The following is a 22,515-nucleotide window of genomic DNA, read 5'->3' as shown; positions in this document are numbered from 1 at the left end:
GCCTCGGACCTCGCCCCGCGACTCAGACGGCGAGTGCGGCTGCGCGCCCCGCGGTGCGACCGGAGAAGAGGCAGCCGCCGAGGAAGGTTCCCTCGAGTGCCCGGTAGCCGTGCACGCCGCCGCCGCCGAAGCCGCTCGCCTCACCGGCCGCGTAGAGACCCGGGATCGGTTCGCCTGCGGCGTTCAGGGCGCGGCCTTCGAGATCCGTGTTGATACCGCCGAGGGACTTGCGCGTGAGCACATGCAATTTCACGGCGACGAGCGGCCCCGCCGCAGGATCCTGAAGGCGGTGCGGGGCTGCGGTCCGGATGAGCTTGTCGCCGCGGTAGCCGCGCATCGACCGCAGCATGCCGATCTGCGCGTCCTTCGTGAAGTCGTTCTCCATCTCGCGGTCGCGAGCCTCGACCTCGCGCCGGACGTTGTCGAGGTCGAGGAGCTCGCCGCCAGGATGCTTCTGCATCTGTTCGAGCAGCGAGTCGAGATCGTTCTCGACGATGAAGTCCTCGCCCTCGTCGAGGAAGGACTGCACCGGACCCGTCGGTCCCTTGGCGAGGCGGGATTTCAGGAGGAGTCCGACATCCTTCCCGGTGAGGTCGGGGTTCTGCTCGCTGCCGGACAGGGCGAACTCCTTCTCGACGATCTGACGCGACGTGACGAACCAGGAGTGGTCGTGGCCTGTCGTTCGCAGGTGCTCGAGTGTGCCGAGGGTGTCGAAGCCGGGGAACAGCGGCACGGGGAGCCGCTTTCCGGTGGCATCCAGCCACAGAGACGAGGGGCCGGGCAGGATGCGGATCCCGTGCGAAGGCCACACCGGATCCCAGTTGGTGATGCCCTCGACGTAGTGCCACATGCGGTCGCCGTTGATCAGGCGGGCACCCGCGACTTCGCTCACACGGTGCATCGAACCGTCGACATATGCCGGCACCCCCGTGAGCATGTGGTCGGGTGCGGTGCCGAGCCGTTCGGGCCACGCCGCTCGCACGAGATCGTGGCTGCCGCCGATCCCTCCTGAGCACACGATCGTGGCGGTCGCCGAGATCTGGAATTCGCCGATCACCTCGCGAGATGAAGGCACACCGCGCTCCGCACCGCTGGTTGCGAGGATGTCCCCTCGTGCACCGGTGACGGTGCAGTCCGCGACGGTCAGCTCGCCGACGCGGTGACGCGGAAGGATCGTGAGCCGTCCGTCCCGCTCGCCCTGCTCGACGGCTGCCGCGAAGGGGGCGACGATGCCCGGTCCGGTGCCCCAGGTGATGTGGAAGCGGGGGACGGAGTTGCCCGGTCCGATCGCCCCGTAGCCGCCGCGCTCCGCCCAGCCGACGACGGGGAAGAAGCCGACGCCGCGTTCTCGAAGCCAGGCGCGCTTCTCGCCGGCCGCGAACTGCAGGTACGCCTGCGCCCAGCGGCGGGGCCATTCGTCTTCGTCGCGATCGAATCCGGCGTTACCGAACCAGTCCTGGGTCGCGAGTTCGAGGGAGTCCTTGATGCCGAGGCGTCGCTGCTCCGGGGAGTCGATGAAGAACAGGCCCCCGAAAGACCACCAGGCCTGACCGCCGAGATTCGTGCGGGGCTCCTGATCCACCAGGATGACGCGCCGTCCGGCATCGAGTGCCTCCGCCGCCGCGACGAGGCCGGCCAACCCCCATCCGATCACAAGGACGTCTGCAGACAGGGGTGTCGTCGTCATGAGTTCTCCGTTGATTCCTGACGTGATCGGGCCTCGAGCGTCGGGCGACCACCCGGACCGGCACCGATCCCGGAAGGCTCGAGTGAGTTCACCATGGCATAGGCGGCCCGCTCCAGGTAGTCCCACAGCGTGGTTTCGTGCAGGGGGGACAACTGCGCCTCGTCCACAGCTGTTCGCATGTGACGAAGCCAACGATCGCGCGCGTCCGCGTCGATGCGGAAGGGCATGTGCCGCATACGGAGCCGCGGGTGTCCGCGCGTCTCGCCGTAGGTCGTGGGACCGCCCCAGTACTGCTCGAGGAACATCCGCAGGCGATCCTCCGCGGGGCCCAGGTCTTCTTCGGGGTACATCGGCTTCATCACCGGGTCGAGCGCGACCTCGCGGTAGAACACCGAGACGATCTTCGCGAACGTGTCGTGCCCGCCGATCTCGTCGTAGAAGGTCACTTCTGGGTGCTCCCGTCGTCGTTCGGCTTCTTGCGGCGCCAGATCCCGCGGTCGGGGATGATCGGGACGCCGGTCACGGCATTCGGCCGGGTCTTGGGCGGATTCGCTCCGCGCACGCGACGCGCCCCGTCGAGGCCGGTCGGCACGACGTCGACCATGCGCGGAACGCCGATCTCCTTCTCGAGCAGGGCGGCGCGCAGTCGACGCCGCAGCTCCTGGGCGACGTCGTCCTTCGCGTTGGCGCGGGCCTTGATCACGATGCGCACCACGAGCGCATCGCCGTCGATGGACTCGAGCCCCCACAGCTCCGGCTTCTCGATGATGCGCGTGCGCCACTTCGGATCCTTCGCCAGCCCCTGCGCCGTATCGAGCATGATGTGCTCGACCTGCTCCAGGTCGGAGTCGGCGGGGACGCCCAGGTCGATGATGGAACGCGCCCAGCCCTGCGACATGTTGCCGATGCGGGTGACCTCGCCGTTGCGCACGTACCAGAGGGTGCCGTTGACGTCGCGCACCTGGGTGATGCGCACGCTGACGTACTCGACGACGCCGCTCGCGAGACCGAGATCGACCACGTCGCCGATGCCGATCTGGTCTTCGGCGACGATGAACATGCCGTTGAGCACGTCCTTGACGATGTTCTGGGCGCCGAAGCCGAGGCCGGCGCCGACGGCAGCGGTCAGGAGGGTCAGGGAGCCGAGGAGGCTGTTGTCGATCGCGTTCACGATGAGCACGATCGCGATGACGACGAGCATCACGTTGACGATGTTCTGCAGGATCGTCCCCAGCGTGCGCGTGCGCTGCACGAGGCGCATGTCGGCGAGGGGGGATCGTTCGAGGGCCTGCGTGTCGTCGACCGACGCCTTGTTCTTGGCGCTGTCGACGATACGGTGCACGACACGTCGGATGACTATGCGCAGAACGAGGCCGATCACGACACAGCTGGCGATGATGATGGCGACCGTGAGGGCCTTCATACCGGCCGCACCGAGCCAGGCGAGCAGCGCCTTCACCCACTCGGGGAGGGGGATTTCCGCGGATGGGTCGGTGTCAGCGAAGGGGAGAATCATCACTCACGATCCTAGCGATCGGGTCTCTGCGCGGGCTGGGTGGATGTGCCCGACAAGAACGGAGACCACCCGTCCCGGCTCGCGGTGTCGTTCATGGACACGGAGAGTGCGGGACCGATGGTCTCCGTCTTCAGGGGTGCTTCGGGATCAGTCCTCGGCGTCGCGCGCCTGTGCGGCCAGAGCGCGCTCCACGTCCGCCAGGTTCTCGAGCACGAGACGGCGCAGCGCGGGCGCCGCGTCCTGGTGGGCGGCGAGCCAGCCACGGGTCGCATCGCGCAGCGCGACGTCGGCCAGAGCCGTGGGGAAGAGTCCGACGATCAGGTACTGCGCGATCTGGTAGGTGCGCGATTCCCAGACCGGGAGCAGCATGTCGAAGTAGGCCGGTACGAACTCGCCCAGCACTGCGGCGCCGGCCGGGTGCGTGAACCCGAGCGCTGCGGAGCGGACGATCGTGTTGGGGGCGTCGTCGCGTTCGATGAGCGACGCCCACGCGGCCTTCTTCGATGCCGAATCCGGGAGCGAGGCACGGGCCTGAGCGGCGAACTCTCCGCCCTTGGCCGTGTTGTCGGCCGCGAGGGCGGCATCGATCGTCGCGGCATCGGTCGCGCCGATCGATGCCAGCCCGACGAGGAGCTGCCAGTTCAGGTCGGCGTCGACCTCGAGCCCGGGCAGCGTGTCCTCACCGGAGCGCAGACGCCCGACGATGCCGGCGTGCTCCGGGGTGACCAGGGCGTTCGCGAACGCGGTGACGAACTGCAGCTGGCTGTCGCTCCCCGGCTCCGCGGCCTCTGCGAGGCTCCACAGGCCGTCGGCGACCTTGAGTCGTGCCGCCTCGCGATCCGCGGGGACGACGTAGAGAGTCGCCGCGGTGCGCAGCTGGCTCAGCGTGGTGCGCACGGTCGTCGACTCGGTCTCGCGGCCGATGTTGCCCAGCACGAGGTCGATGTACTCCGAAGCGCCGGTCTCGGCGTCGCGGGTCTGGTCCCACGCGGCACCCCACACGAGCGAGCGGGCGAGCGGGTCGTGGATGTCGGCGAGGTGGGCGATCGCCGTGGCGAGCGACTTCTCGTCGAGGCGGATCTTCGCGTAGGCGAGGTCGTTGTCGTTGAGCAGCACGAGGTCGGGGCGGGCGAGGCCCTGCAGCTCGGGCACCTCGGTGCGGTCGCCGTCGACGTCGACCTCGAGGTAGTGGGTGCGGGTGAGCGAGCCGTCCGTGAGCGTGTAGAAGCCGATGCCGAGGCGGTGCGGACGGATCGTCGGGTAGTCCGCCGGGGCGGTCTGCGTGATCGCGAAGCGCGAGATGGTGCCGTCGTGGCTCTCGGCGATGACGGGCTCGAGCGTGTTGACGCCCGCGGTCTCGAGCCACTTCTTCGACCACGTGCTGAGGTCGCGGCCACTGGTGGCTTCGAGCTCGGAGAGCAGGTCGCTCAGCTCGGTGTTGCCCCAGGAGTGCTTCTGGAAGTACTGCGAGACTCCGGCGAAGAACGCCTCGATGCCCACCCACGCGGCCAGCTGCTTGAGGACCGAGCCGCCCTTGGCGTAGGTGATGCCGTCGAAGTTGACCTGCACGTCTTCGAGGTCGTTGATCTCGGCGACGATCGGGTGGGTGGAGGGGAGCTGGTCCTGGCGGTAGGCCCAGGTCTTCTCCATGGCGTTGAAGGTCGTCCAGGCTTCTGTCCACTCGGTGGCCTCGGCGGTGGCGATGGTCGACGCCCACTCGGCGAACGACTCGTTGAGCCAGAGGTCGTTCCACCACTTCATGGTGACGAGGTCACCGAACCACATGTGCGCCAACTCGTGCAGGATCGTGACGACGCGACGCTCCTTGACCGCGTCGGTGACCTTGCTGCGGAACACGTAGGTCTCGGTGAAGGTGACGGCACCGGCGTTCTCCATCGCGCCGGCGTTGAACTCCGGCACGAAGAGCTGGTCGTACTTGGCGAAGGGGTACGGGACACCGAACTTCGACTCGAAGTAGGCGAAGCCCTCGCGGGTCTTGTCGAAGATGTAATCGGCATCGAGGTGCTGCCACAGGCTCTTGCGGCCGTACACGCCCAGGGGGATGACACGTCCGGAGGCGCTGGTGAGCTCCGAGAAGGTCGACTCGTACGGGCCGGCGACGAGCGCCGTGATGTACGAGGAGATACGCGGGGTCGGCTCGAAGCCCCACGTGGCGGTGACGTCGTCGTCATGGACGATGGGCTCGGGGGTGGGGGAGTTGGAGACGACCTTCCATGCGGCAGGGGCCGTCACCGTGAACTGGAACGTCGCCTTGAGGTCGGGCTGCTCGAAGACGGCGAAGACACGACGCGAGTCGGGCACCTCGAACTGGGAGTAGAGATAGACCTCCCCGTCCACGGGGTCGACGAAGCGGTGGAGCCCTTCTCCGGTGTTCGTGTACTCGCAGTCGGCGTCCACGACGAGGACGTTCTCGGCCTGCAGACCGGTGAGCGCGATGCGCGAGTCGGCGAAGACCTCGTTCGGGTCGAGCTGCTCGCCGTTGAGCGAGATCTCGCGCACGTCGCGGGCGATCAGGTCGATGAAGGTGAAGCCCTCCGGCGTCGCGGTGAAGCGCACCACGCTGCGGGAGCCGAACACCTCGGGGCCCTTCGTCAGATCGAGGGCGACCTCATACGACTGCGTGTCGATGACGTCGCGGCGCTCCTGCGCTTCGATACGGGTGAGGTTCTCTCCAGGCACAGCTGTACTCCCAGGGGTGAGGGGATGTCACCGGGGCTGGGCGCAGTTGGCGCCGACGGCAACCATGACAGCCTACGCCTTCGCGACGGATGCCTCCTCGCATCGGCCACGGGAGCGCGACGTCGGGAAACGACGCGTGCGCGCACGCCCGGACCCCTCCGAGGTGGGAAGATGGATGCGTGACTGCGATCGAGCCGAATGTCGTCCCCTTTGCCTCGCCTGCTACCGCCGGTGGTGCCCCTTACGTGAACACGCCTGCCGCCTACGACGCGATCCTGCTCGCCGGGTTCGGCGGGCCGGAGGGCCAGGATGATGTGATCCCGTTCCTCAGGAACGTGACGCGCGGTCGGGGAATCCCCGACGAACGGCTCGAGGAGGTCGCGCACCACTATCGCCACTTCGGCGGGGTGAGCCCGATCAACGGCCAGAACCGCGTCCTCAAGGAGGCGCTGGAGAAGGCCCTCATCGAGCGCGGGATCACGCTCCCCGTCTACTGGGGCAACCGCAACTGGGCCCCGTACCTCGAAGAGGTCGTGACCGAGGCCTCGGCCAACGGTCACAACACCCTCCTCGCCTTCGCCACCAGCGCCTACAGCTCGTTCTCCAGCTGCCGCCAGTATCGCGAGGACTTCGCCCGCGTCCTGGAGGAGACCGGTCTGGGTGAGACGGTGACGATCGACAAGATCCGTCCGTTCTACGATCACCCCGGCTTCGTCGAGGCTTTCGAGACCGGCGTGCGTGAGGCTGTCGAGGGCTTCCTCGCCGAGGGCATCCCGGCAGCGGACATCCAGATCCTGTTCTCGACCCACAGCATCCCGACCGCCGACGCCGAGCGTTCCGGAGCCCGGGACATCGAATGGGGAGAGGGTGGCGCATACGCCGCGCAGCACCTCGCCGTCGCCGCGTGGGTCATGGACCGCGTTCGCCAGACCGTTCCGGCGGCCGCCGATGTGTCGTGGGAACTCGTGTACCAGTCCCGCTCCGGCCCCGCATCGCAGCCCTGGCTCGAGCCGGACGTGTGCGATGTGATCGGCGAGCTGCCCGATCGTGGCCGCAAGGCCGTCGCCGTCGTCCCGGTCGGATTCATGAGCGACCACATGGAGGTGCTGTGGGACCTCGACACCGAGGCGGCGGAGGCTGCGGAGGAAGCGGGCCTCTCCTTCACACGCACTCCGACTCCTGGAGTGTCGCCGGCATTCGTCTCCGGCATCGTCGACCTGATCGAGGAGCGCCTCCAGGGACGCCCCAACGAAGAGCGTGCGCACGTGACCTCTCTCCCCGGGGGCTTCGATGTCTGCCGGCCCGGCTGCTGCGAGAACATCCGCGCGGGCTTCAAGCCGGCCGCTGCCGGTGTCGCCCCGTGACCTCTCGCTGACCCGCGCACGCTTCTAGGATGGGAATCATGCGCATCCACATCGCCACCGACCACGCGGGACTCGACTTCTCCACCCAGCTGCAGGGACATCTGCGCGCTGCCGGACACGATGTCGTCGATCATGGGCCGATCGAGTACGACGCTGTCGACGACTACCCCGCCTTCTGCATCCGAGCGGCGCAGGCGGTCATCGCCGACCAGCGTGCCGGCGTGGACGCACTGGGTGTCGTCTTCGGCGGCTCGGGCAACGGTGAGCAGATCGCCGCGAACAAGGTCGAGGGCGTGCGTGCGGCACTCGTCTGGAATCTGTCGACGGCGGAACTCGCGCGAGAGCACAACGACGCCAACGTGATCTCCATCGGCGCCCGTCAGCACACGTACGACGAGGTGACGTCGTTCATCGACCGCTTCATCGAGACGCCGTTCTCCGGTGACGAGCGCCACGTGCGCCGCATCGGCCAGATCGCGGACTTCGAACGAGACGGCTCTCTGCTCCCGGACCCGCGGGCCTGAGATGCCCGAGGGTCATTCCGTCCATCGGATCGCTCGACAGTTCGACCGCAACTTCGTCGGAAAGACCCTGAGCGCATCCAGTCCGCAGGGACGATTCGCCGAGGGCGCCTCCGTTCTCGACGGTCGCGAGGCGGTCAGCGTGCAGGCCGTCGGCAAGCAGATGTTCCTCGAGACGGAGGGCGACCTCTGGCTCCGGGTGCATCTCGGTCTATACGGGGCGTGGGATTTCGCGGGTGAGATCATCGTCGACCCGACCATCGCCTCGGCCAACGGACGGATGGGCCAGACGAATCAGCGGGGGACCGTGCTCGACCAGCCGATCCTCGACGAAGCCGGCGAGAACTCTCTCGCGTCGATCGGGGCCCCGCGGCGCACCCGAGTGCACGTGCGCATGTCGGAGCAGACGAAGGGGCTGGCCGACGACGGGATGCAGTGGCCCCCGCCCGTCGTCGGGCAGGTCCGTCTGCGGCTGATGACCGATATCACCGCGGCCGATCTTCGAGGGCCCACCGCCTGTGTGCTACAGACTCCCGAGGAGATGCTCGCCACGGTGGCCAAGCTGGGACCGGATCCCCTGGTCGGCGACCCGGTCGAGAACGAGGAGCGATTCGTTCGCGCAGTCAAGAAGAAGTCGACGGTCATCGCGCTGCTGCTGATGGACCAGTCGGTCGTGAGCGGGATCGGCAACGTGTATCGGGCAGAGATGCTCTTCCGCCAGCGGTTGAACCCGCACACTCCGGGTAGGGACGTGCCGGAAGACGTCGTGCGCGCGCTCTGGGCAGACTGGGTGCGCCTTCTCGCGATCGGTGTCGAGACCGGCCAGATGATGACGATGGACGGCCTCACGGGCGACGACTACCGGGCGGCCATGGCCAATCGGGACGACCGGCACTGGGTGTATCACCGTGCGGGACTGCCCTGTCGGATCTGCGGAACGGAGATCGCCCTCGAGGAGATCGGTGCGCGCAAGCTCTACTGGTGCCCTCGTTGTCAGGCGTGAGCCCGCTCGAGGTCCCTGCACCGCTCTAGGCTGATCCCATGCGACAGAACCCCAGCTTCACGCTGGCCGATGAGACCGAGATCCGCCGTGTCATCGAGGCGAATCCCTGGGCGACGATCATGAGCGCAGGCGATGACGGACTCGTCGCCTCCCACTACGCCGTGCTGCTCGACGACGCGTGCGACGACCTCACCGTCGTGGGACACGTCGGGCGCCCGGACGACCTCATCCACGGGATGGGGCATCGAGAGATGCTCGTGGTGTTCCAGGGCCCGCACGGCTACGTCTCGCCCGGCTGGTACGGCGATGTCCCTGCGGTGCCGACCTGGAACTACACCGCGGTGCACCTGGCCGGCGTGCCCGAGATCCTGACCGATGAAGAGAACCTCGTCGTGCTGGATCAGCTCGTGGCACGCTTCGAAGCCCGGATGCCCGAGCCGCGACGGATGTGGGAACGCCCGAACGACCCGGCCTACGTCGAGCGCCTCGCCTCGGGAACCGTGGGCTTCCGGTTGCGGCCGACCCGCGTCGTCGCCAAGAGGAAGCTCAGCCAGAACAAGCCGCCGGAGACGATCGAGACGGTCATCGCCGCGCTCTCGACCGACGGACCGTATTCGAACCCGGCTCTCGCCGCGGAGATGCGACGCGCGCAGGATGCGCGCCGAGGAGGACGACAGCAGTGACCGAACGTGGAGTGGCGATCGACACGATCACCGGCGTGCGCATCGCCGGCCCCGGGCGCGAGTTCCTCATGGATGAAGAGCCCGTGGACATCTTCATCGCCGACGGGCGCATCATCGACATCGCCCCGACAGGTGCTCTGCCGGCACACGGCGCGGTCATCGACGCCGACGGCGCGTGGGCCGTTCCCGGGCTCTGGGACAACCACGTCCACACGGTCCAGTGGGCGCTGACATCGGAGCGGGCGCCGCTCGGCGGGGCGGAATCCGCCGCCGGCGCCGCTGCGGCGATGAGGGGCATCGCCCCGCTGCCGGATGGACGACGCGTCGGGACCGGCTTCCGTGATGCGCTCTGGTCGGATCGGCCCTCCCTCGAGCTCCTGGACGCCGCGACCGGCGATGTTCCGACGTATCTCATCAACGCCGATGTCCACAGCGTCTGGTTGAACAGCACGGCTCTCGTGCGCGAAGGTTTCCGCAGTGAGGACGGCGTGCTGCGCGAGACCGACGCCTTCGAGATCTCGCGGCGCCTCAACGCCGTCGACTCAGCCCACGGCGATCGCGCGATGATGCGTGCAGGCGAACAGGCGGCCGCACGCGGTATCACCGGGCTCGTCGACTTCGACATGGCGTGGAGTGCGGAAGCCTGGCCGCGACGGGTCCAGGCCGGTTTCTCCTCGCATCGCGTCGAGTTCGCGATGTACCCCTTCGACCTCGAACGGGCGATCAGTGCCGGGCTGCGCACCGGAGAGCTCCGCGAAGAGGGCGATGTCCCGGCTCCCGCACGAGGGCTCGTGCATGTCGGACCTCTCAAGGTCATCACGGACGGTTCTCTGGGCACACGAACGGCAGCGTGTTCGCACTCGTATCCGGGCGATCCCGACAACTTCGGGATGCTCACCGTGCCGTCGGACGAGCTCGTCGCACTCCTCACCCGTGCGACCGGTGCGGGGCTGGGCGTGGCCGTGCACGCGATCGGCGACCGGGCGATCACTTCTGCTCTCGACGCGTTCACCACGACGGGCGCCGTCGGCTCGATCGAGCACGTGCAGCTCGTGCGGCACACCGATCTCGCCCGTTTCGCCCGTCTGGGCGTGATCGCCAGCGTCCAGCCGCAGCATGCCGTGGACGACCGTGACCTGGTGGATCGTCACTGGGCCGAGCAGACCGCCATCGGCTACCCGCTCGCCTCGTTGCGTGACGCCGGTGCGCAGTTGCGCTTCGGGTCGGATGCACCGGTCGCCGAGCTCGACCCCTGGCACGCCATCTCAGCCGCGGTGTCGCGCACCGACGACGATCGGGCCGCCTGGCATCCGGAGGAGCGGATCACCGTCGACCAGGCGCTCGAGGCGAGCGTTCGTTCGTCGCTGCGTCCCGGCGAACCCGCCGACATCGTGCTGTGCGCCGCGGATCCTCGAGCGGCGACGGGGCAGGGGCTGCGGTCCATGCCCATCGTCTCCACCCTTCTCGCGGGGTACGTCACACACGTCCTCTGATCGTTCCTGCAACGAAGAAGGGGCGGTGCTCGGAGGACCGAGCACCGCCCCTTCTCAGGTCAGGCGATATCTGAGATCACGCAGCGATGTGCGAGACGAGGAACCAACGGTCCTTCTCGAGACCGCGCTGGATCTCGATCGCGACGTCCTGGCTGGTGAGGTCGACCTCGTCGAGTCCTTCGACAGCCGCCTTGACGTCGACCAAGATGGCGTCGATGTCCGAGATGACGGCGCGGATCAGCTCGTCGGACTGGGCGAAGCCGGCCGCGACCGAGGTGGATCCCGCCTTGTCGGCGACAGCGCTCACGCGCGCGTCGATCGGGAGTCCCAGCGCGACGATCCGCTCAGCGGCCGTGTCGGCGAAGTCGCCGGCGTGGGCGACGATGGTGTCGAGCAGCTCGTGGACGCCGATGAAGTTCGCGCCACGCACGTGCCAGTGGGCCTGCTTGCCGTTGACGGTCAGCGCCTGCAGGCCGAGGACGACAGGGGAGAGGAACTGGGCCGCCCCTGCAGCCACGGTCGGGTCGATGGCGGTAGTGGAAACGGTCTGTGCCTTGCTCATCTTGTGCTCCTCCGGAACGGTTACTCGTATCTGATGGAGACAACGCTACTCAGCCTCAGACATTCCGCAAGCAAGCTGAGGCTCGGCTCACTTCCGCGTGATTCCGCGGAAGTGAGGGTAGTCTCCCCTCATGAGCATCGCGTCCGGAGCCTCTGTCCTCTCCCTGCCGAACACCACACCGTCGATCGACGCGACGGCGTTCGTCGCCGACGGCGCGCGCATCGTCGGCGACGTCTCCCTCGCCGCCGGATGCAGCGTCTGGTACAACGCCGTCCTCCGGGGAGATTCCGCGGGGATCGTCATCGGACCGGGCTCCAACGTGCAGGACAACGTCTCGGTCCACGTGGACTCGGGTCACCCCGTCGTGATCGGCTCGAAGGTGTCGGTGGGCCACAACGCGGTCGTCCACGGCTGCACGATCGGCGACGGCACACTGGTCGGGATGGGATCGGTCATCCTCAGCGGCGCGGTGATCGGTAACGGCTGCCTCATCGCGGGGGGAGCGGTCGTGCTCGGGGGGACGGAGATCCCTCCCGGTTCTCTCGTCGCGGGGGTCCCCGCGAAGGTGCGACGGGCCCTCACCGACGAGGAACGCGCGGGGCTCATCGCCAACGCCGACATCTACCTCGGGCACTCGCAGACGCATTCCGCGGCTACGCGGGTGTGAGCGCCCGGCCGCTAGGCTGAAAGGGTACGGGGCGGTGGCCAAGCTGGTTAAGGCAGTGGGCTCATAACCCAACGATCGCGGGTTCAAGTCCCGCCCGCCCTACTCGAACTCTCGCCGAGCGCCACACCACCGCCCGCACTCCCGTGCCGGCACCATGGCTGAAGCCCCGCCCTGAGGAAGACGATGACAGAACACAGCACGGCTCACCCACCGGGGCTCTTCGGCCACATCGGCGGTGTCGAGGTCGCACTCCTGTCCATCACGCAGGCCGGAACATTGGGCGCCCCTGTCGACTATGTCACCGCGCGCCGAGCGGATGTGCCCGCTGGGACCCCTGAAGTGTCGGTCGACCGTGCGGACTCTGCCGATCTGATCCGGGTGCCTGTCTCTGTGGTGGATCAGCTCGCTCGCTGGTGGTGGACAGTGCGGCTCGATGGCGGCGAGTACCAGGCGAGTCAGATGCGCGATGGACAGGTGCTCATCGGTACCTCCGACAGTCGTTTCGTCTGGGGCGACGGGTGGGACGGGAACGTCCGTGACGGCTGGCAGCGCTGGGTCGATGCGGAAGGGCTCGACGCGACGGCGACGCGCCACCCGCTCCAAGCCGTGGCGTGGAAGGCGATGAATGCCGCTGAGCTGTGCGACACCATGGAATTCTGGGCGAGCGCGTCCTGGCCGCTGACGCGGGACGAGGCGCAGAAGTTGGCCGTCGATCGCTTCGGGTGGACGATCGAGGTCGAAGACGGCACCTCTTATCTGATGAACACCGTGTCGGGGTTCACGGTCACCGATGTGATGATGATCGACCACAAGAACGTGATGATGGATCTGAGTCTCGACGTGTCCGACACGATCCGCGATGTGACGCCGGAATCCACGGCCTTCCTCGGCGACGCCTTCACGCTGATGGTCCGCGAAGGTGAGAGCCGCTGGGGCACGCCGACGATGACGGACTTCGAGGACACCGTGGCGGCGCACTGGGATGTCGCCGGCGGAGGTCGGATCGAGTTCACCTTCCTGCCCAAGGGGCTCACGGCGATGTACGAGACGCCTCAGGGCGCCGAGCTCTCACGCAAGAGCGGCAACCGTTGATGGCCGACGGCAGTGAGTTCGAGAGCCGCTTGCGCCGTGCGCTCCGTGAGGTCTGCGATCGGGTCTTCCTCGTCGCTGTGCGCTGATCCAGTGCCCTGCCGGAACAGGTGTGGTCAGGCGCCTGCCACGCGGGGTGGGCGCCGCGAGGCGGCCGCGGCGAGAGCCTTCGCGTCGAAGTAGTCTGCCCTGCCGACACGGAAAGGCTGTTCGTCCAACCACACCGCGTCGCCATCGACCCGGAGTACACCGACGTACATGATCCGGTCAGCGTCAGATGACCAGATGGAGAGGAGCAGGTCGTCTCCGAGGCTGTCCTGCGCCGCGGCGAAACCCTCGGTGATCTCGGCAGCGTCGGTGTGCCCGTTCCGGATCGCCTCGAGAAGCGGGCGTATCGGGAACGAGCCGTCGACGCCGTAGATCACCGGATTCGTCAGCACACCACCTCCCTTGACCCGCCATCGGCGAGAGCCGACGAAGATCATCACGACGCTGACGACGAGCAGCACCGGGGGGAGCGCGAACGCCCCGGCGATCGCCAGGCCGCCCTTCACCCGGCCCCCGAGGAGCTCAACGGTCGCCTCCGCATTGAGGTAGATCACCAGTGACAAGACGACCATGACCACGGCGACGACGGTCCAGACCGCCCTTTTGCGCGGTGACGACTCCGACGCGAACAGATCAGGGCGCGTGGCGAACCAGGAATACAGATTGCGGTGTGTGGACCTCAACGGGGCGAAACTCATCTGACCATCCCTTCTCCACCATTCTCGCGTGTCCGACAGGTGGCAGGTCTCGCGATCGTCGTCACGGCATCTGCACGACGGCAGGTCGACCGGTGGTAGGGGTTCGCCGGAAACCACCGGAACGCGCGGTTCGTCGGCTGTCAAGCCCCTCCCGCCCGGCTGGACACCGCGCCATTGTTCGAAGGTGCGGCACCGCGCCGCAGAACGGGAGGCACCATGAGCATCGGCAGCGGAATCGCGCTCTTCGTGATCGGGGCGATCCTCGTCTTCGCGATCAACGTCGACGTCGCCTGGGTCGACCTCGACATGGTCGGCTACATCCTGATGGGCGCAGGAGTGGTCATATTCCTGCTCGGCATCGTCCTGCTGGCGCGTCGTCGTCGGACGGAGACGATCTCGCGCACCGTCGTCGACCCCGCGACGGGAGCGCCGACGACTCGTCGCTCCGTGAGCTCCACCGGCGACGACGCGGTGTGAACCGGTCGGCTGGCGGCGTCGACCCCGGAGGGTGACGGGCGCCGTCAGTCGGCGTGGACGCTCTCGAGGTGTTCCTCGACGAGGGTGATGCCACCGCTGGAGCTCGCGGAGTGCGCGAGTTCCTCGATCCATCTCCGGCTCAGGTCCGGCGTCTCCGCGTCCTGGAACACGAACCGCAGCGGGATCGAGGGGTGCAGCCACAACGTCGAGCGACCGGGCGCATCGCCTTCAGGGTGTCGCCACGAGAGCGTGAAGCTCTCATTGCGGCGGAGCTTCGTGGCGATGACGACCTTCAGGTGCGCAAGCGCGCGATCGTCGATCTGGATCGGGGTCTTCGCGTCGCCGTAGTAGAGGCTGCCCATCAGCAGGGGGACGATTCGACGATGTGCGGGGCACAGACCATGGTTCTCCTCGACGGCGTGCTCGGAGGACCGAGAAGGCGGTCCGGGATATTCGAACTCTAGCCAACAATGTCCCGCGGCGACCGGCGCAGGGTCCGACGCGCCGTCCGATGCGAACAGAGTCTTCGTTCCCTGTCACGCAGACGGCAGTGAAGGCGCAGCCCCATAGGCCTCGCGGTAGGCCACGGTGAACCGGGAAGAGTTGCTGAAGCCCCATCGCCGAGCGATCTCACCCACGGAGCGGCCGTCTCCGTCGCGGAGATCCCGATGGGCACCGTCAAGGCGCGCCTGTCGCAGGGCATCAGCAGGCGTGATGTCGAGAGCGCGCCGGAATGCGTACTGCAGACCCCGTGTAGAGATGTAGGACGCGGCCGCGACATCGTCGATCGTGATGGCGAGATGGGCGTTCGCATCGATGTAGGCGAGTGCTCGACGCACGGACGCAGGCGCGCCGGCGCGCTGTGCCGGACGCTGCAGCGAGTCCGTGAACGTCGTCGGGAACGCCGAGAGGGTCACCGTCAAGGCATGACGCTCGAGCTCGGCGATCAGCAGCGGTTCCGTGTCTCCCGCAGCCAAGGACTGGTCGAGGTACGCGAACATGCGCTCCCAGCGCTGGGCGTCGGCAGCGGAGTGCGGCACGAGCCCGGTGGTGCGCAGCTCTCGGCGATCGTCGCCGGTGATCTGCCGCGCTCGATTCTCTGCCGCCTGATGATCGAACACGACGGCTCGAACGCGAGCGGAGCGGTCCCATCTCGCCTCGACCTCGGTGCCATCCGACATCCACACGGATTGCGCATCCAGCGACTCCCGCCCGGACCAGACGCGCGCGTCAGGAGCCTCCACACGGCACACCAGGAGCTGCTCCAGCGGCTCGGCTCGCGAATGCACCTGCGCGGCGAGGCGATAGTCGATCAGGGACGCGGTCTCGAGCTCCTCGGATCGCCAGTCGAATCGGAACCTCCGCGGGTCCGCCTTCTGCAGCGACGAGGAGGGGACGAATTGCTGCCACGTGGACTCCACCCGCTCCAGATCGGCGGACGTGAACTGCATGGGTTACTCCTTGTGCTTCGCGCCCCGATCCCACTCGAAAGCGCACCACCCGGAGCGTATCCCACCGCACCTGAGCCCCCGCCGTAGAGCACTGATGCGCTCGAGGAATCGGTCAATCTGAGAGTGAGGAATCCGTGTGAGGGGAAGGGGATCGAACGGGCCAGCTACCATCGAGCGCGTCATCGGGGTCGAGCCGGCCGATGCTCACGAAGTACTCGGTGAGGCTCGCCGCCTGCGATCGGGCCCACCCGATCTGATGCGTGTGGAGTTGCGCGGGAGATTCGGGGAGGCTGAACTGACGCGCGAGCGCCTGCGCGACACGTCCGGCGGCGATGGCGTCGGCAGACGCTTCATGGGCGCTCTCCAGCGGCACGGCATAGTGCGCCGCCACCACTTCGAGCGTGCGCCGGCCACGACGGTAGCGGTCGAAGGCCTTGTCGATCACGAGCGGATCGATCACGGGGGCCGGGTCTGTGAGGGGCTCGACTCCGTGACGGATCGCTTCACAGGCGAGCAGGGAGAAGTCGTACGATGCGTTGTAGGCGACGACCGGCACCCCCTGATCGAACAACGATCGCAACGCTGCGGTGACTTCGGCGACGACCTCGTGCGCCGGCCTTCCCTGCGATCGTGCGTGCATGGTGGTGATGCCGTGCACAGCGGTCGCTCCTTCGGGAATCGGGACTCCGGGGTCTGCGAGCCATGAGCGAGCCGCGACCTGGCGTCCCCCCGCATCGAGCACGCCGACATAGGCGGTGACCACGCGATCCGACTCGACGTCGACGCCCGTCGTCTCCAGGTCGAACACACCGACGCGCGTGAGCCACGCGGGGAGCGGAGATCCGGAGGGCATGCCCTCACGCTACGGCCGGCCGCGGACATTCAGGAGAAGGCGCACGGCGGCTCGTAGACTCGGACCATGACCGTGCCATCTCCCTACGCGGACCGTCTTCGTCGCCTTCCCGTGCAGCGCCACGAGGTCGAGGTGCGCGGTGCCACCACGGCATATTGGGTCTACGGCCCTGAAGACGCCGAGACCACGGTCATGGCGGTGCACGGCTTCCGTGGCGAGCACCACGGCCTCGAACCGGTTCTCGCCTACCTCCCCGAAGTTCGCGTGGTCGCCCCCGACCTTCCCGGATTCGGCGAGTCGGCGCCTCTTCCCGGCCGCCGACACGATCTCGACGAGTACGCCGGATGGCTCGCCGACTTCGCCGCGGAGGTCGCACCGGGCGCCGTGATCCTCGGTCACTCGTTCGGCTCGATCGTCACCGCGGCGGCCGTCGCGCGCGGACTGCAGACCCCTCGTCTGATCCTGCTGAACCCCATCGGGGCGCCGGCGTTGGAAGGCCCGAAGGGACTCATGACCCGTCTCGCGGTGCTGTACTACGCGCTCGGCGCCCGACTCCCCGAAGCCTTCGGAACCGCGCTGCTGCGCAACCGGGTCATCGTCCGCGTCATGAGCATCACGATGGCCAAGACGAAGGACCCCGAACTCCGTCGGTTCATCCACGACCAGCACGACACCTACTTCTCTCGGTTCTCCGACCGCGACGTGCTCCGCGACGCCTTCGTCGCGAGCGTCTCCCACGACGTCCGCGAGTTCGCACCCGAGATCGAGGTCCCGACGTTGCTGGTCGCGGCCGAGCGCGATGACATCACGCCGATCGAGGCGGAGCGGAAGCTGGCGAAGATCTTCCCCGACGCCTCACTGGTCGAGATCGCGCACGTGGGGCATCTGATCCACTATGAGACCCCGGCCGAAGCGGCGGGGGCCATCCGGCGCTTCCTCAGGATTCCCGTCGCGCGAGGCCGATGAGTCCGGCGACCCGGAACGGGATCACCTCGCCCATCGCGAGTGAGGTCTCGGTGCGTTCCACGCCTTCGATCGACAGGATCCGCGCGTCGGTGTCGAAGAGGTGGCGCGCATCCCGGCAGGCCACACGTGCGAGCAGATCGATCGATCCGCTGAGGCCATGCGCCTGCACGACCTCCGGAATCCGGGCGAGTTCGTTGATGATGCGGGGGAGCTCGGTCTGTCGCACGCCGATGCTGACGAATGCCTGCAACGGGAATCCGAGCACATCGGTCGAGAACGACCGCTCGTACGACAGGAAGATCCCGCTCTGCTCCAAGCGCGCCATTCGCGCCTGAATCGTGTTGCGCGAGAGCCCCAAGTTCTCCGCCAGCGCGACGATGGTGGTCCTGGGGTCGTCGGCGAGGGCGGCGAGAAGCTCGAGATCGATGCGGTCCAGTCCTGGCATAGTGCCAAACCCTAGCAGCACCTCATCCCCCCAAATTGAGCAACATGCTCAAGCCGTTTCAGAATGCTTGAGCGAGGTGTTGACCAGACGTACTCTCAGACCATGCCCGTGATGACGCTGGCATCAGTGCGCGGAGCCTCACGAGGGCCGCCGAGGACGAGGAGGACGACGATGTCACCGCAGATCACCCCCATCGCAGACACCGCCCAGGATCTGGAGCTCTCGGAGCGCATCCTCAACCCGGATGGAAGCCGCATCGCGAACCCTCGGCTGGACCCCTTCGTCGCGGACGTCGATGCCGAGCAGCTGCGCTCCCTGCTGCGTGACATGGTCATCCTCCGGCGGATCGACGCAGAAGGCGTCGCCCTCCAGCGTCAGGGACAGCTCGGTCTCTGGGCTCCCTGCCAGGGCCAGGAGGCGACGCAGATCGGCACGGCGAGGGCCATCGCTACGCAGGACTTCGTGTTCCCCAGCTACCGCGAGACCGGAGTCATCTACGCGCGAGGCGCCCAGCCCGGCGACTATGTGCGCATGTGGCGCGGAGAGGAAGGCGCCGCGTACGACCCCGCCGCCCTCGGGGTCGCTCCTTTGCAGATCATCATCGGCGCGCAGACCCTGCACGCCGTCGGCTACGCCCTGGGCATCCAGCACGACGGCGCCGACGAGGTCGCCGTGACGTACTTCGGAGACGGCGCGACCAGCCAGGGCGACGTCAACGAGGCGATGATCTTCGCCGCGTCCTACCAGGCGCCCGTCGTCTTCGTGTGCCAGAACAACCACTGGGCGATCTCCGAGCCTGTCGCCGTGCAGTCGCAGTATCCGATCGCCGGACGTGCACCCGGCTTCGGCATCCCCAGTGTCCGCGTCGACGGCAACGACATCCTCGCCTGCATGGCGGCGATGCGCTGGGCGCTGGAGCACGCACGGTCCGGCGAGGGCCCTGCCTACATCGAGGCGGTCACTTATCGCATGGGTCCGCACACGACGGCGGACGATCCGACGCGGTACCGCGACGAGGCCGAACTCGAGTCCTGGCGCCGGCGCGACCCGATCGCGCGACTGGAAGCGCACCTGCGCGCCACCGGAGCGCTCACGGACGAGCACCAGGCGGAGACCCAGGCGGCAGCCGACGTCGTGGCGAAGGAGATGCGCGCCGCATGCCTCGGCATGGTGACGCGCCCGCCCCTCGCGGTCTTCGACGGTGTCTATGCCGAGCCGCACACCGGACTCGAGCGTCAGCGCGGCGAGTACGCCGCGTATCTCGCATCGTTCGAGAGCGAGGCATCGGCATGACCGAACTCACTCTCGGAAAAGCACTCGGCGCGGGCCTGCGTCAAGCGATGCGCGACGACGACAAGGTCGTGCTCCTCGGTGAGGACATCGGCAAGCTCGGCGGTGTGTTCCGCATCACCGACGGGCTCCTCGACGAGTTCGGCGCGGCACGGGTGATCGACACACCGCTGGCGGAGTCCGGGATCGTCGGGACTGCTGTCGGTCTGGCGTTCCGCGGCTACCGCCCGGTGGTGGAGATCCAGTTCGACGGCTTCGTGTACCCCGCGTTCGACCAGATCGTCGCCCAGGTCGCGAAGCTGCACTACCGCACGCAGGGCCGCGTGAAGATGCCCATCACCATCCGGATCCCGTGGGCGGGAGGCATCGGCGCAGCCGAGCACCACTCCGAATCTCCTGAGGCCTACTTCGTGCACACGGCAGGACTGCGCGTGATCGCGGTGTCGAACCCGGAGGACGCGTACCGCAGTCTCCGTCAGGCGATCGCGTCGGACGACCCGGTGATCTTCTTCGAGCCGAAGCGTCTGTACCATCACAAAGGCGAGGTCGACCTCGAGGCGCCGCTCGCGGATGCGCCGCCGATGGGACTCGCGCGCGTCGTGCGCACCGGAACGGACGCGACACTGATCACCTACGGGGCGATGGTCTCCACGGCGCTGCAGGCGGCCGAGGCCGCCGACGACGAGGGGATCTCCCTCGAGGTCATCGACCTGCGTTCGCTCTCACCCGTCGACTACGACTCGGTCGCCGCGTCCGTGCGCAAGACCGGTCGGGTGGTCGTGGCGCACGAGGCCTCCCGCGAGGCGGGAGTCGCCGCCGAAGTGATCGCGAGCATCACCGAGCGCTGCTTCGAGTACCTCGAGTCCGCGCCGCTGCGGGTCACCGGCCATGACATCCCATACCCGCCCGCGAAGCTCGAGAAGTACCATCTGCCTGACCTCGATCGGCTTCTGGACGCCGTGGATCGCGTGCTGGACCGACCGAACAGTCTGACGGGAGCAGAGGCATGATCGCGGAGTTCCGTCTTCCGGATCTCGGAGAAGGCCTGACCGAGGCCGAGGTGGTGACTTGGCTCGTCGCGACCGGTGACACCGTGACCCTCAACCAGACGCTCGCCGAGGTCGAGACGGCCAAGGCGGTCGTCGAGCTGCCCTCTCCCTACGAAGGCACGGTGTCTACGCTGCACGCCGAGGCCGGCCAGACCATCGCCGTCGGTGCCCCTCTGATCGCTTTCGACGTCGTGGGAGAGGAGCCGGACGCATCGGCATCGGCATCCGACCCCGCCGAGAAGGCCCAGCCGAACCTCGTCGGCTACGGCGCCGCCCCCACGAGTGCAGGTCGGCCCGCACGGCGCGCCCGCCGGATCGGTGGCACGCCGGTCCCGGTGGACACGGCTGTCCTCGAGGCGGCGCCGCACGATGCCACCCCGTCGGCGGCCGTCGACGTGGTGATCGAGCGCCCGCGCTCAACTCCGCCGGTGCGTGCGCACGCCAAGCGCCTCGGCATCGACCTGGTGCTGGTCGCGGCAGAGGTGGGGGACCGGGTCATCACCCGGAGCGACGTGGATGCCTATGCGGAGCGAGTGGGCCGCGCTGGTGCGACGGTGGACGAGACGTCGGGCATCCCCGCGACGGCGCCCTCGACTCCGGCGGTGCTCGGAGACGCGGAGCGTGAGACGCGCATCCCGATCCGCGGCGTGCGCAAGCACACGGCGGCCGCGATGGTGCAGAGCGCATTCACCGCCCCGCATGTCACCGTCTTCCACACGGTCGATGTGACCGCCACGATGGATCTATTGTCGAGTCTTCGCGACGATCGCGCGCTCAGCGCACACCGGATCGGCCCGCTCACAGTGGTCGCGAAGGCGGTGTGCCTGGCTCTGGGCCGGACCCCGGGACTCAACTCTCGGTGGGACGAGGCTGCGGGCGAGATCGTCCAGCACAACTACGTGGATCTGGGGATCGCCGCGGCGACGGATCGCGGACTGATCGTCCCGATGATCCGGGATGCGGAGCGGCTGACGCTGCTCGGCATGGCGGACGCGGTGCGGTCGCTCGCCGAGGTCGCGCGTTCGGGGAAGACCTCGCCCGCCGAACTCGCCGGCGGCACGTTCTCGATCTCCAACATCGGCGTCTTCGGCGTCGACGCCGGAACTCCCATCCTCCCGCCGGGCCAGTCGGGGATCCTCGCCGTCGGCGCGGTGCGTCGCCAGCCCTGGGAGCACCACGGCGAGATCGCGCTGCGGCAGATGATGACGCTCAGCCTCTCCTTCGACCACCGCCTCGTCGACGGAGCCGAAGGAGCACGATTCCTCAAGGACGTCGCCGACATCCTCGAAGAGCCCGGACGGGCGATGCTCTTCAGGTAGTCGCGCGCAACGCCGCATCCGCCATCGCGATCAGCACGGTCGCGGTGGCGGAGTGCCGCCTGGCGGCAGTGCGCGTGCTGTGCGGCGTCGAGTTGATGAGCCCGAAGCAGGCCTGCACGCGCAGACGCAGCTCGTCCTGATCGGCGCCGCCCTCGGGCGCCTGCAGCGGCGACAGCGCGGCCATCCACAACTCGATGTACGCACGCTGGAGGCGTCGGACCTCGGCGCGATCGGCCTCGGAGAGGAACGCGACATCCCTGTCCTGCACCTGGATGACCTCGGCGTTGCCCAGGGCGAACTCGACGTGGAAGCCGATCAGCGCGCGCATCCGCTGATCGGCACTCGGCGACTCCGCGGCGACGCGACGACCGCCCGAGATCAGGTCCTGACTGACCTTGACGAGCACGGCGCCCAGCAGAGCCTGTTTTCCTGCGAAGTGGCGGTACACGGCCGGCCCGGAGACGCCGACCGCTGCGCCGATGTCTTCGAGACTCACCCCGCTGTATCCGCGCGCGGCGAAGAGGCGCGCGGCGGCGTGCAGGATCGCATCGGAGCGTTCGGCCTTGGCGCGGTCTCGGGCTGTGACCGGGCTTGTCATCTCAGTTAATCCTCGCTAACCTGAATCAACGGGTTA

23 protein-coding genes and 1 tRNA gene are annotated in these 22,515 nt (G+C 67.9%); 13 read left to right on the top strand and 11 right to left on the bottom strand.

Going from position 1 to position 22,515, the window contains the following annotated elements:
* Positions 1 to 22: 22 nt before the first annotated feature.
* From ASC55_RS02710 to pepN, 4 genes are all read right to left on the bottom strand, one after another.
* Positions 23 to 1,687, bottom strand: coding sequence for an FAD-binding dehydrogenase (locus ASC55_RS02710; protein WP_055872564.1), 1,665 nt, complete (start codon positions 1,685 to 1,687; stop codon positions 23 to 25).
* Complete coding sequence (locus tag ASC55_RS02705) at positions 1,684 to 2,133, bottom strand: globin (protein ID WP_017830670.1); 450 nt, start codon at positions 2,131 to 2,133, stop codon at positions 1,684 to 1,686. The genes ASC55_RS02710 and ASC55_RS02705 overlap by 4 nt, the downstream gene beginning before the upstream one ends.
* Entirely contained in the window at positions 2,130 to 3,203 is a 1,074-nt protein-coding gene (locus tag ASC55_RS02700) for a mechanosensitive ion channel family protein (RefSeq protein ID WP_055872563.1), read from the bottom strand. Before ASC55_RS02700 ends, ASC55_RS02705 begins: the two co-directional genes overlap by 4 nt.
* A gap of 147 nt (positions 3,204 to 3,350) precedes the next feature.
* Positions 3,351 to 5,903, bottom strand: a complete 2,553-nt coding sequence (gene pepN / locus ASC55_RS02695; RefSeq protein WP_055872562.1) for an aminopeptidase N — start codon at positions 5,901 to 5,903, stop codon at positions 3,351 to 3,353.
* 179 nt (positions 5,904 to 6,082) lie between these two features.
* On the opposite strand from pepN, the gene ASC55_RS02690 reads away from it, so the two are divergent.
* Genes ASC55_RS02690 through ASC55_RS02670 form a run of 5 tightly spaced genes read left to right on the top strand, consistent with a single transcriptional unit; the run spans position 6,083 to position 10,967 of the window.
* On the top strand, positions 6,083 to 7,267 hold the full coding sequence (locus tag ASC55_RS02690; RefSeq protein WP_055872561.1) for a ferrochelatase: 1,185 nt from the start codon (positions 6,083 to 6,085) through the stop codon (positions 7,265 to 7,267).
* Positions 7,268 to 7,305: 38 nt separating this feature from the next.
* The gene (locus ASC55_RS02685; RefSeq protein ID WP_017830666.1) at positions 7,306 to 7,791 is read left to right on the top strand and encodes a ribose-5-phosphate isomerase; all 486 of its coding nucleotides are present in this window, start codon (positions 7,306 to 7,308) and stop codon (positions 7,789 to 7,791) included.
* Position 7,792: 1 nt separating this feature from the next.
* Positions 7,793 to 8,791, top strand: coding sequence for an Fpg/Nei family DNA glycosylase (locus tag ASC55_RS02680; RefSeq protein ID WP_055872560.1), 999 nt, complete (start codon positions 7,793 to 7,795; stop codon positions 8,789 to 8,791).
* 38 nt (positions 8,792 to 8,829) lie between these two features.
* Positions 8,830 to 9,474: an FMN-binding negative transcriptional regulator gene (locus tag ASC55_RS02675; RefSeq protein ID WP_055872559.1), complete on the top strand. Its 645-nt coding sequence runs from the start codon at positions 8,830 to 8,832 to the stop codon at positions 9,472 to 9,474.
* A complete protein-coding gene (locus tag ASC55_RS02670; RefSeq protein WP_055872558.1) occupies positions 9,471 to 10,967 on the top strand; it encodes an amidohydrolase in 1,497 nt (498 codons plus the stop codon). The genes ASC55_RS02675 and ASC55_RS02670 overlap by 4 nt, the downstream gene beginning before the upstream one ends.
* A 76-nt stretch (positions 10,968 to 11,043) precedes the next feature.
* On the opposite strand, the gene ASC55_RS02665 is transcribed toward ASC55_RS02670, so the two are convergent.
* Positions 11,044 to 11,529: a Dps family protein gene (locus ASC55_RS02665; protein ID WP_017830662.1), complete on the bottom strand. Its 486-nt coding sequence runs from the start codon at positions 11,527 to 11,529 to the stop codon at positions 11,044 to 11,046.
* Between the two features lie 130 nt (positions 11,530 to 11,659).
* On the opposite strand from ASC55_RS02665, the gene ASC55_RS02660 reads away from it, so the two are divergent.
* From ASC55_RS02660 to ASC55_RS02650, 3 genes are all read left to right on the top strand, one after another.
* Positions 11,660 to 12,196, top strand: coding sequence for a gamma carbonic anhydrase family protein (locus ASC55_RS02660; protein ID WP_055872557.1), 537 nt, complete (start codon positions 11,660 to 11,662; stop codon positions 12,194 to 12,196).
* Between the two features lie 28 nt (positions 12,197 to 12,224).
* A tRNA-Ile gene (locus ASC55_RS02655) sits at positions 12,225 to 12,298 on the top strand.
* Between the two features lie 81 nt (positions 12,299 to 12,379).
* Positions 12,380 to 13,288 carry a DUF6301 family protein gene (locus ASC55_RS02650; protein ID WP_055872556.1) on the top strand — a complete coding sequence of 303 codons (909 nt, stop codon included), beginning with the start codon at positions 12,380 to 12,382 and terminating at the stop codon, positions 13,286 to 13,288.
* A gap of 113 nt (positions 13,289 to 13,401) precedes the next feature.
* On the opposite strand, the gene ASC55_RS02645 is transcribed toward ASC55_RS02650, so the two are convergent.
* Positions 13,402 to 14,031, bottom strand: a complete 630-nt coding sequence (locus ASC55_RS02645) for a hypothetical protein (RefSeq protein WP_055872555.1) — start codon at positions 14,029 to 14,031, stop codon at positions 13,402 to 13,404.
* Between the two features lie 216 nt (positions 14,032 to 14,247).
* On the opposite strand from ASC55_RS02645, the gene ASC55_RS02640 reads away from it, so the two are divergent.
* Positions 14,248 to 14,508 (top strand): DUF6458 family protein, encoded by a 261-nt coding sequence (locus ASC55_RS02640; protein WP_055872554.1) that lies wholly within the window; start codon positions 14,248 to 14,250, stop codon positions 14,506 to 14,508.
* Positions 14,509 to 14,552: 44 nt separating this feature from the next.
* Here the strand turns inward: ASC55_RS02640 and ASC55_RS02635 are convergent, their stop codons facing one another.
* The 3 genes from ASC55_RS02635 to ASC55_RS02625 form a co-directional block, all read right to left on the bottom strand.
* Complete coding sequence (locus tag ASC55_RS02635) at positions 14,553 to 14,870, bottom strand: DUF7882 family protein (RefSeq protein ID WP_055868346.1); 318 nt, start codon at positions 14,868 to 14,870, stop codon at positions 14,553 to 14,555.
* A gap of 174 nt (positions 14,871 to 15,044) precedes the next feature.
* Positions 15,045 to 15,959 (bottom strand): helix-turn-helix transcriptional regulator, encoded by a 915-nt coding sequence (locus ASC55_RS02630; protein ID WP_055872553.1) that lies wholly within the window; start codon positions 15,957 to 15,959, stop codon positions 15,045 to 15,047.
* Between the two features lie 112 nt (positions 15,960 to 16,071).
* The gene (locus ASC55_RS02625; RefSeq protein ID WP_055872552.1) at positions 16,072 to 16,812 is read right to left on the bottom strand and encodes a 3'-5' exonuclease; all 741 of its coding nucleotides are present in this window, start codon (positions 16,810 to 16,812) and stop codon (positions 16,072 to 16,074) included.
* Between the two features lie 66 nt (positions 16,813 to 16,878).
* On the opposite strand from ASC55_RS02625, the gene ASC55_RS02620 reads away from it, so the two are divergent.
* Complete coding sequence (locus ASC55_RS02620) at positions 16,879 to 17,778, top strand: alpha/beta fold hydrolase (RefSeq protein ID WP_055872551.1); 900 nt, start codon at positions 16,879 to 16,881, stop codon at positions 17,776 to 17,778.
* Here ASC55_RS02620 and ASC55_RS02615 read toward each other — a convergent pair.
* Complete coding sequence (locus ASC55_RS02615; protein ID WP_017830653.1) at positions 17,750 to 18,223, bottom strand: Lrp/AsnC family transcriptional regulator; 474 nt, start codon at positions 18,221 to 18,223, stop codon at positions 17,750 to 17,752. The genes ASC55_RS02620 and ASC55_RS02615 overlap by 29 nt on opposite strands.
* A gap of 171 nt (positions 18,224 to 18,394) precedes the next feature.
* On the opposite strand from ASC55_RS02615, the gene pdhA reads away from it, so the two are divergent.
* Genes pdhA through ASC55_RS02600 form a run of 3 tightly spaced genes read left to right on the top strand, consistent with a single transcriptional unit; the run spans position 18,395 to position 21,881 of the window.
* Positions 18,395 to 19,516: a pyruvate dehydrogenase (acetyl-transferring) E1 component subunit alpha gene (gene pdhA, locus ASC55_RS02610; RefSeq protein ID WP_055872550.1), complete on the top strand. Its 1,122-nt coding sequence runs from the start codon at positions 18,395 to 18,397 to the stop codon at positions 19,514 to 19,516.
* The gene (locus ASC55_RS02605; RefSeq protein WP_017830651.1) at positions 19,513 to 20,523 is read left to right on the top strand and encodes an alpha-ketoacid dehydrogenase subunit beta; all 1,011 of its coding nucleotides are present in this window, start codon (positions 19,513 to 19,515) and stop codon (positions 20,521 to 20,523) included. Before pdhA ends, ASC55_RS02605 begins: the two co-directional genes overlap by 4 nt.
* The gene (locus ASC55_RS02600) at positions 20,520 to 21,881 is read left to right on the top strand and encodes a dihydrolipoamide acetyltransferase family protein (RefSeq protein ID WP_055872549.1); all 1,362 of its coding nucleotides are present in this window, start codon (positions 20,520 to 20,522) and stop codon (positions 21,879 to 21,881) included. The genes ASC55_RS02605 and ASC55_RS02600 overlap by 4 nt, the downstream gene beginning before the upstream one ends.
* Here the strand turns inward: ASC55_RS02600 and ASC55_RS02595 are convergent.
* Positions 21,874 to 22,479, bottom strand: a complete 606-nt coding sequence (locus ASC55_RS02595) for a TetR/AcrR family transcriptional regulator (protein WP_055872548.1) — start codon at positions 22,477 to 22,479, stop codon at positions 21,874 to 21,876. The two genes, ASC55_RS02600 and ASC55_RS02595, sit on opposite strands and share 8 nt — an antisense overlap.
* Positions 22,480 to 22,515: the final 36 nt, after the last annotated feature.

It is taken from the genome of Microbacterium sp. Root322 (assembly GCF_001425645.1).
Lineage (GTDB): Bacteria > Actinomycetota > Actinomycetes > Actinomycetales > Microbacteriaceae > Microbacterium > Microbacterium maritypicum.
The sequence above is the reverse complement of the archived record's forward strand: the minus strand, read 5'-3'. Positions and strand labels throughout refer to the sequence as shown.